General features: G+C 69.9%; 11 protein-coding genes. 3 read left to right on the top strand and 8 right to left on the bottom strand.

Annotated elements, in window-relative coordinates:
• Nucleotides 1–1,070 (top strand): glycosyl hydrolase family 95 catalytic domain-containing protein (locus tag J1C73_RS21450; protein ID WP_372446718.1); only part of this gene is annotated, 1,070 nt, incomplete at its 5' end.
• Between the two features lie 6 nt (nt 1,071–1,076).
• Here the strand turns inward: J1C73_RS21450 and J1C73_RS21455 are convergent.
• Together J1C73_RS21455 and rsgA are read right to left on the bottom strand one after the other, a co-directional pair.
• Nucleotides 1,077–2,444 carry a DNA-3-methyladenine glycosylase 2 family protein gene (locus J1C73_RS21455; protein ID WP_207317857.1) on the bottom strand — a complete coding sequence of 456 codons (1,368 nt, stop codon included), beginning with the start codon at nt 2,442–2,444 and terminating at the stop codon, nt 1,077–1,079.
• Between the two features lie 72 nt (nt 2,445–2,516).
• Nucleotides 2,517–3,704 carry a ribosome small subunit-dependent GTPase A gene (rsgA, locus tag J1C73_RS21460; RefSeq protein WP_207317849.1) on the bottom strand — a complete coding sequence of 396 codons (1,188 nt, stop codon included), beginning with the start codon at nt 3,702–3,704 and terminating at the stop codon, nt 2,517–2,519.
• A gap of 374 nt (nt 3,705–4,078) precedes the next feature.
• Between rsgA and J1C73_RS21465 the strand changes: the two genes are divergently transcribed.
• Nucleotides 4,079–4,579 carry a DUF5949 family protein gene (locus tag J1C73_RS21465; protein ID WP_207317850.1) on the top strand — a complete coding sequence of 167 codons (501 nt, stop codon included), beginning with the start codon at nt 4,079–4,081 and terminating at the stop codon, nt 4,577–4,579.
• Nucleotides 4,580–4,708: 129 nt separating this feature from the next.
• On the opposite strand, the gene J1C73_RS21470 is transcribed toward J1C73_RS21465, so the two are convergent.
• The 6 genes from J1C73_RS21470 to J1C73_RS21495 all read right to left on the bottom strand — a co-directional run bounded on the left by J1C73_RS21470 (nt 4,709) and on the right by J1C73_RS21495 (nt 7,854).
• A complete protein-coding gene (locus J1C73_RS21470; protein ID WP_207317851.1) occupies nt 4,709–5,119 on the bottom strand; it encodes a rodlin in 411 nt (136 codons plus the stop codon).
• Nucleotides 5,120–5,238: 119 nt separating this feature from the next.
• Nucleotides 5,239–5,421, bottom strand: a complete 183-nt coding sequence (locus J1C73_RS21475; protein WP_207317852.1) for a hypothetical protein — start codon at nt 5,419–5,421, stop codon at nt 5,239–5,241.
• Nucleotides 5,422–5,605: 184 nt separating this feature from the next.
• Nucleotides 5,606–6,016, bottom strand: coding sequence for a rodlin (locus J1C73_RS21480; RefSeq protein WP_207317853.1), 411 nt, complete (start codon nt 6,014–6,016; stop codon nt 5,606–5,608).
• A gap of 182 nt (nt 6,017–6,198) precedes the next feature.
• Nucleotides 6,199–6,489, bottom strand: coding sequence for a hypothetical protein (locus tag J1C73_RS21485; protein ID WP_207317854.1), 291 nt, complete (start codon nt 6,487–6,489; stop codon nt 6,199–6,201).
• Between the two features lie 446 nt (nt 6,490–6,935).
• On the bottom strand, nt 6,936–7,169 hold the full coding sequence (locus J1C73_RS21490) for a chaplin (RefSeq protein ID WP_207317858.1): 234 nt from the start codon (nt 7,167–7,169) through the stop codon (nt 6,936–6,938).
• Between the two features lie 292 nt (nt 7,170–7,461).
• Nucleotides 7,462–7,854 carry a rodlin gene (locus J1C73_RS21495; protein WP_207317855.1) on the bottom strand — a complete coding sequence of 131 codons (393 nt, stop codon included), beginning with the start codon at nt 7,852–7,854 and terminating at the stop codon, nt 7,462–7,464.
• 436 nt (nt 7,855–8,290) lie between these two features.
• Here J1C73_RS21495 and J1C73_RS21500 point away from each other — a divergent pair.
• Nucleotides 8,291–8,714 (top strand): chaplin (locus J1C73_RS21500; RefSeq protein ID WP_207317856.1); only part of this gene is annotated, 424 nt, incomplete at its 3' end.

Raw genomic sequence — 8,714 nt, forward strand, 5'->3', positions numbered from 1 at the left:
CCCCCGAAGTCGGCAACCTGACCTGGGCCCTGCACAACGTCTGGCTCTCCTACCGGCACACCATGGACCAGTCGATCCTGCGGGACACGCTGTTCCCGCTGCTGCGCAAGGCGGTCAACTACTACCTGCACTTCCTCGCCCCCGGCGCGGACGGCAAGCTGCACCTCCCGGCGACCTTCTCCCCGGAGTACGGCGTCAACGCCCCCGACTGCAATTACGACCTGATGCTGCTGCGCTGGGGCTGCCGCACCCTGCTCGACTCGGCCCGGGAGCTGGGCGTCCGCGACCCGCTGACCGCCCGCTGGGAGGAGGTCCTGGCCAGGCTCACGCCGTACCCGGTCGACGAGAACGGCTACATGATCGGCGCCGGGGTGCCGTTCGCGAAGTCCCACCGCCACTATTCGCACATGCTCGCGGTCTACCCGCTGTACGAGGTCACCGGCTCCACCGACGAGGAACGCGCCCTGATCGAGAAGTCCCTCGCCCACTGGGTCGGCTTCGAGGGCGCGCTCCAGGGCTACACCTTCACCGGCGCCGCCTCCATGTCCGCGCTGCTCGGCAAGGGCGAGGACGCGCTGAAGTACCTGGGCCAGCTGATGAGCCGGTTCATCCAGGCCAACACCATGTACAAGGAGTCCGGCCCGGTCATCGAGACCCCACTGTCGGCGGCCCAGTCGCTGCACGACATGGTCTGCCAGTCCTGGGGCGGCACCATCAGGGTCTTCCCCGCACTGCCCGCCGCCTGGCAGGAGCTGACCGTCCATGACTTCCGCACCCAGGGCGCCTTCCTGCTCAGTGCGGTACGGGAAGGGGGCCGGACCCGCTGGGTGCGTCTGACGAGCGAGGCGGGCGCGCCCTGCGTCGTGCGGCACGGCATCGAGGGCGCGATCGAGGTCCGCGACGGGCACGGCCGCCCCCTGGGCCATGAGGAACTGGCCGGCGGATCGGTTCGCATCCGGCTCCGCAAGGGCGACTCGGCACTGATCACCGCGGCGGGCGACCGCCCGGACCTGACCGTCCGCCCGGTCACCGCGAACGAGCCGGCGCCGAGCTGGGGCCTGCCGGCCTGACCGCCGCTACCCGGACGCCCGGCCCGCGAACTCCGCATGGCGTACGCCGTAGGAGCGCCACGGCCGCCACCGGTACGAGCCGGGCGTCCCGTACGGATCGACATCCGGGTCACCCAGCGCGCGCATCCGGATCAGCGCCGCGGTTGCCGGGCCGACACCCGGCAGCCGCAGCAGCGCCTGCTCGGCCTCGTCCCGGTCGGCGCCCGAGTCGAGCCGTACGCTCCCGTCGGCGAGCGCCGACGCCAGCGCACACAGCCGCGGGTCGAAAGCCGAACCGGCCAGCGCGCCCGGTTCGGGGAACACATGGGTGAGCCCGCCGCAGGGCACGTCCAGGCGCTTCCCGTACGCCTCCACGAGGTCCTCGGCCACCGCCCGGCCGGTCAGGGCCCGCACGGCGAACTCCTCGGGGTCCGCCGCACCCGGCGAGCGCAGCCCGGGACGGGCGGCCACCCGCGGGGCGAGCAGCGGATCGGCGGCGAGCAGTTCGTCGACGGCGTACGGATCGGCGTCCAGGTCGAAGAGCCGGCGCAGCCGCTGCACCGCCGTGGTCAGATCGCGCAGGTCGGTGAGGTGGATCCGGGCCTCCAGCCAGCTCCCGGCGGACCGCTCGTCCACGGCGGCGATGGCGGTGCCGTACGGAAGGCGCAGGGTGCGCCGGTAGGTGCGGCTGCCGGGCTCGCCGCTGACCTCCTCGACGCGTGCGACCGTCTCGGCGGCGAGCAGGTCGAAGACCTCGCGGGCGGCGTACGGTCCCCGGTGCGCGAGCCGGAGCGGGATTCCGGTGGTGCGCGCCTCCTTGACCGCCGCGCCCAGGCCGGTGCCCGCCTCGGTCCGCAGCTCGCTCGGGGTACGGGCGTAGATCTGCCGGATCGTGTCGTTGAACTGGCGCACGCTCGCGAAACCGGCGGCGAAGGCGATCTCGGTGACGGGCAGCGCCGTGGTCTGGAGCAGTACCCGGGCCGTGTGCGCGCGCTGGGCCCGCGCGAGGGCGACGGGACCGGCGCCCAGCTCGGCGTTGAGCTGCCGCTGCACCTGCCGTGAGCTGTAGCCGAGCCGGCCGGCGAGACCGGGGACACCCTCCCGGTCCACCACTCCGTCGCCGATCATCCGCATGGCGCGGCCGACCACGTCGGCCCGGACGTTCCAGTCCGCGGAGCCGGGGACGGCGTCCGGGCGGCAGCGCCGGCAGGCCCGGAAGCCGTTGCCCTGGGCGGCGGCCGCGGTCGGGTAGAAGCGGACGTTCTTCCGCTTGGGGGTGACGGCGGGGCAGCTCGGCCGGCAGTAGATACCGGTGGTCTCGACGGCGAAGAAGAACTCCCCGTCGAAACGCGCGTCGCGGCTGCTCACCGCCTCGTACCTGGTCTCTTCGTCCATCACACCGTCCAGTGTGCGGCCTCGCGCACCACCGCACTCGCGGCTTTCGGACGTCGACCAGGGCGCCCCCGGCTACCGCACCCGGCCGCGCTTCGCATCCATGGCGGCCCGGCCCTCGGCGCCCTTGCGCTTCCAGTCGCGCCGGATCTCCGACCGGACCCGGGCATCGGTCTTGGCGACGATGCGCTGGTTCTCGCGCAGCAGCTTGCGGTAGCTGTCCATGCGCCTCTCGCGCAGCGATCCGTCACTCAGCGCCGCCAGTACCGCACAGCCCGGCTCCGCCTCGTGGGCGCAGTCGTGGAACCGGCACCGCTCGGCCAGTGCCTCGATCTCGGAGAAGACCTGGCCGACGCCGGTCTCCGCGTCCCACAGGCCGACCCCGCGCAGTCCCGGGGTGTCGATGAGTACACCGCCGGAGGGCAGCACCAGCAGATTGCGGGTCGTGGTGGTGTGCCGGCCCTTGCCGTCCATGTCACGGGTGGCCTGCACCTCCATCTCGTCGTGCCCGAGCAGGGTGTTGGCGAGGGTGGACTTGCCCGCGCCGGAGGCGCCGAGCAGCACGCTCGTACCGCCGGCGACGATCGCGGCGAACACGTCGACGCCCTCACCGCTCGCGGAGCTGACGGGCAGCACCTGCACCCCCGGCGCGAGACGCTCGACGTCCTGGACGAGGTGGGAGAGCGTGGCGGCGTCCGGAACGAGGTCGGCCTTGGTCAGGACGACGATCGTCTCGGCGGCCCCGTCCCCGGCCGATGCCCCGTCACGCAGCAGTGCGTCACCGCCGGCGCTGGACATGGCGAGGGCCAGGAACCGTTCGACCCGCCCCAGGTCGAGTTCCACGGCCAGCGAGACGCAGATGGCGATGTGGTCGACGTTGGTGGCGAGCACCTGGCCCTCGGAGCGCTTGGACGAGGTGGAGCGGACGAACGCCGTGCGCCGGGGCAGCAGCGTACGGACGAACTGCGGGTCGCCCTCGGGGTCGACGGCGGCCCAGTCGCCCGTGCAGACGATCCGCATCGGGTCACGGGGGACGACGAACGCGGTGTCGGCGCGGACGGTGCCCCGCGGGGTGACGATGTCGCACTGCCCGCGGTCCACCCGCACCACGCGTCCGGGCAACAGCCCTTGCGCGGCGTACGGGGCGAACTCGGCCGCCCAGTCGTCGTCCCAGCCGTATGCGGCCAGCGGGTGCGACGGCGAAGAGCCGTGCGGGGCAGAGGAGGAGAGAGAGGAGAGGGAGGATGAGGTCGGGAAAGACAAGGGAAACCCTTCACAGGGTGGCCCCGGCACTGCGCACGGCGGCGCAGAGGTGTCGAAGAAGGTCAGCCGGCGGCCACGGGGGTGGGAACGATGTACTTCGGCTTGTGGGCAGCGCCCACTGCAACGACAGTCATCAATGTCCTCACCTCCGGGTTCACGCACGGTCCGGGATCAGCAGTCTCGTCCGCCGCCCGTAACGTCGCAAACGATAGCCCGGAGCGGCCCGGTGGCGTCAACCGAATTAACGCGGCACCCGGCCCCAGTACTCCGGAACCGGCCGGTCCGGGGGCGCGGATCGCTGATATCCGCAACTCTCCCCCGATCGGGTGATACGCAGGGAGATCTACCGGTCGCAGCCGGTTAGGGTGCCGGACATGACCTCCCCCCAGACAGCCACCGGCACCTTCACCCAGGCCCAGTTGGGAACCCTCACCCTGATCGGCTGGAGCGGCGAACACCCCCACAACGGACAGGACGTCGCCTTCCTGCTCGTGTACTCGCTCGGCGACGGATCGGACGGCCCGGCGGCCGGCGAGAGCGCCATGCACATCGCCCTGGAGCGCAGCGGCCTTCCGGTCGGCGGCGGCCCCGTACGCGCCGACGAGACTCCCGGGCTCCCGGTGAAACTCCTCGTCCATGCGGGTCAGGCCGTTCTGACACTGCCCCACTTCACCGCCCAGTACCCCGCCCGGCCGGAGTGGCTGGCGGCCGCCCGCGAACAGGGCGAGGTACACGCGATGTTCGCCACCCGCCCGTGGCCGCAGGGGGCGCCGGGGCAGCCGGTGACCGAGGACTCGCTGCGGTCCTTCGCCGGCGACCCGGAGGTCATCGTGACCTCCGCCCACTGCGTCCTGCCGGTACGCAGCCTGGGCTGACCGGCCCCAAACAGGCACGATGCCCACCGCCCCCGTGGAGCGGTGGGCATCGTGCGCACTCAGGTGCCCACCGACGTGCCGCGGGCGGCCCGGGACTTCCCGGACCGCCCGCGGCACGTGTGTCCGGCGTCAGTTGTTGGCGACGCCGTTCCCGGAGAGGACCGGGATGTCGTCCACCAGGTGCGAGAGGGCCTCGTCGCCCTTGGCCTGGACGGAGTTGTCGGCGCACTGCTGGTTCTGCGGCGAGTGCAGGACGTTGATGTCCTGGACCGCGACAGGGACGAGCAGGCCCACGAGCGCACCCGCGTTGGCCTTGACCGGGGCACCGACGCAGAACTTGTTCAGCGAGCCCTGGACGAGCTCGACCTGCGGGCTGCCGTCACCCCGGGTCACAGCGTTGCCGAACGAGTCCGTGGCGCCGTTGCCGTTGACCGACGTCGTGCCCTGGTCGTTACCGATCGCTATGGCCGAGGGGGCCATCGCGGCGGACAGGCCGACCATGGACACGGCTACTGCCGCGCCGGTCATCATCTTCTTCATCACACTTCACCTTTCGGAGCGTTCCGTTCTGGAGAGTACTGATCAACCCCCCGCCGAGGCGTCGGTTCCGCAGTTCCACTCAAATGGGTTGGATCCAGGGCAAGTTCGACACCTCGCCGTCAACCCCGGAAGGCTTCGCCGGAGGTGCGCGCCGCCGGTACGAGGCCGCCCGCACGGGGCGGGTCGGGCTCCGGATCGCCCCGGGTCGCCTGCCATTCGGCGAGGAGGCGGTCGTAGATCGGCGTGACGCCTTCCGGGTGCCGGTGGCGGTCCTGCGGGCTCCTGCTGTCGTAGCTGTCCATGCGGGGGCCATACCCGCTACGGCGGAAGCGGCCCGGGGTCACTACGGCAACCGGCCCAGCAGGCCCGTCCTTTCGGGGGAGTATCGGGCTGCGCCCCGGGAAACGGCACGGGGCCGACACGTCCGGGCGGCCGGAATTCGGCTGCCGCGTGGACGGGTCGGCCCCACGGGTACGACAGGAACGACTAGTCGTTGGCGACACCGTTGCCGGACAGGACCGGGATGTCGTCCAGGATGTGCGACAGCGCCTCGTCACCCTTGGCCTGGGTGGAGTTCTCGGTGCACTGCTGGTTCTGCGGCGACGACAGGACGTTGAGGTCCTGGACCGGGATCGGAAGGGCACCGGGCGGCGAACCGGCGTTGACCTTGGCGGGCAGGGCGATGCAGGGCTTGTTGAGCGACCCCTGGATGAGCGCGAACTGCGGGCTCCAGTCACCGTGGGTGGCGGAGTTGCCGTACGACTGCATGGCACCGTTGCCGTTGACCGAGGTGGTGCCCTGGTCGTTGCCGATCGCCATGGCCGAGGGGGCCATCGCGGCGGAGACGCCGACGATGGAGGCAGCGACCGCTGCCGAGGCCATAATCTTCTTGATCATGAAATAGCCCTTCTGGGGTTTTCTGTTGCCCGCTGTGCTGAGCGCCTTGATCAACTCGCGGCGGCGGGAATGGTTGTGGCGCTTCACTCGAACGGTGCTTCTGCCATCCGTCTGTTCACGGGAGGTACGGCACCGGAGGGATGCGGAACGCTTTGGATCGGGAACTGCCGTCCTGGGACGGGTCAGCCACCGATCGGGAGACCGCCCATGAGGGGGGCGGCGCCCTTGGCCGCACCGGTGGCCTGGCCGGCGACCTTGGTGACGGTGCCGTTCTTGTGCAGCGCGTCGGCGGCGCCGCCGACGGTGTCGACGATCGGGTCGACGGCCTGCGGGGCCGCCGCCACCACCTGGTTGACACCGCCGTCGAGGCTGAAGTTCGGAGCCGTCGCGGTGGTAACCGCGAAGGCGGGAGCAGCCGTTCCGAGAGCGACCACGGAGCCGGCAAAGAACGCGGCAGTCTTCGCGTACTTCACTTTCAGGTTCCCTTCTGCAGCGACAGCTTTTCCGGTCGCGTCCCCGCGCCGCTCCAGCCTTCTTTAGCTGTGACTTCTGCCGCTTTCTCCATGGATAACGACCCGATTGCGGCCGGGCAACTGGAGCGATCGACTTTTCTCGGAACGGCTCACCGGGCCACTCGATCGATTGCATGACTAATCACTGAATCGGGTGTGACTGCGGGACAGCGGACGCGAATCGGTGGTGCACTGTCGGTACTTCGTCCCGCGCGCCCGCCCGGATGTCAACCCCAGCCGCCGGCGCACCGCGCCCCGGGCGGCGGAAAGGCCTCTGGAATTTCCGCCGCGTCCGGGCAGGGCCGCGAACTCCCGGGACGGAGAACGCAGGAAAGAGGAAATCCCCGGATCGCAGGAGATGCGATCCGGGGCAGACCGGTGCCGAGACGGGCTCAGCGGTACAACGATCAGACGTTGAAGCAGGTGTTGCCGAACGCCGGGTTCAGCAGACCGATGACGTTCACGGTGTTGCCGTACACGTTGACCGGCACGTGGACCGGGACCTGGATGACGTTGCCGGACAGAACGCCCGGGGAGCCCACGGCCGCACCCTCGGCGCCGGAGTCGGCGAACGCCGGGGCAGCGGCACCCATCGCCATGAGGGTTCCGGCGGCGACGGCGGCAATCTTGGTGTACTTCAGTTTCAACCCCTTCTTTGACGGAGTCCGGAGCAGCAACGAGTTTCGTGCCGCGCGAACGCGGGTTCTGATCACTCGTAACTCCGCCGCTGCAATTCGTAACGATTTAAGACGGTAAGCGAAACTCTTCGAGACGAAGGTTCCTCAGAGTCCGCCCGAATGACGCAGTTCCGATCACCCGACGTCACCGTCACGATCAACCGGACTGCTCACGGGCGAGCCCCTGGAGGGCAGCAGCAGGCCCGGGCCGCTCGGAGTGAGGAACGTCGGCGGCCCGGGCCTGTGCGCAGCTGGATCAGCTGTTGCCGGCACCATTGCCGGAGAGGACCGGAATGCCGTCCAGGATGTGCGACAGCGGCTCGTCACCCTTGGCCTGGGTGGAGTTCTCGGTGCACTGCTGGTTCTGCGGCGAGGACAGGACGTTGACGTCCTGGACCGCGGCCGGGATCAGCGAACCGACGTTGGCCTTGGCCGGCAGGCCGATGCAGGGCTTGTTCAGCGAGCCCTGGACCAGGCCGAACTGCGGGCTGCCGTCGCCGTGGGTCTCGGCGTTGCCGAAGGACTGCGAGGCCCCGTTGCCGTTGACCGACATGGTGCCGCCGTCGTCGCCGATGGCCATCGCCTGCGTGGCGCCGAAACCGAGGATGGAGGCGGCAACGGCACCCGTAGCCAGGACCTTCTTGATCACGATGAACCCTTCTCGTACTGGATGCCCCGTACCGGAGCACACTGACCAACTCGCTTCCGGACGTTTGGTTATGTCCATTCACCCGAATGCCGGGACCTCGCGGACGTTCGTGCGAAAGAGACCGGACAATCCACAGCACATTCGGTATGCGCGCATTTTGCTTCAAGCCTCAACGGCCATTCACCCACCCGGCGTCGAGTGCGCCCCAATGCGTCGAATCACTGAAGCGAACACTCATACGTACTCCGTCCGAGTGATCACGCGATTTTCACGAATTCCACGTTTCCCCGACACGCGGGCGTCGTTATGGGTGGAGTCAAGCCCGCCCGACGGGACGCTCACCCAGCAGTACTGGCACGCCCGGCGGTTGCTGCATTGGCTGATGAATGAACTGCGGGCAATGCGCCCGCGCGAATGTCCTAAGGAAGGGCAACCCATGCGAAAAACCTTGAGTAAAAGCGTGCTCGTCATGGCGGCGGCGTCAGGCATCCTGACCGCCTCCGGCGGCTACGCCTTCGCGGACGCCTCGGCCGACGGGGCCGCCGTCGGTTCGCCCGGAGTCGGTTCGGGCAACGCCGTACAGGTGCCGGTGCACGTTCCCGTCAACCTCTGCGGCAACACGGTCGACGTGATCGGTCTGCTGAACCCCGTGTTCGGCAACGAGTGCGAGAACGCCGACGGCGGCTCGGACACCGGCGACGCCCAGGGCGCGAGCGCCAACGGCGTCGCGGCCAACTCCCCCGGTGCGCTGTCGGGCAACCTGATCCAGGCCCCGGTGGACGTTCCGGTCAACGTGTGCGGCAACACGGTCGACGTCATCGGCGCGCTGAACCCGGCGTTCGGCAACGAGTGCGAGAACG

Origin of the sequence: Streptomyces laculatispora, assembly GCF_017353455.1 — a bacterium.
In the GTDB taxonomy this organism is placed as follows: domain Bacteria; phylum Actinomycetota; class Actinomycetes; order Streptomycetales; family Streptomycetaceae; genus Streptomyces; species Streptomyces laculatispora.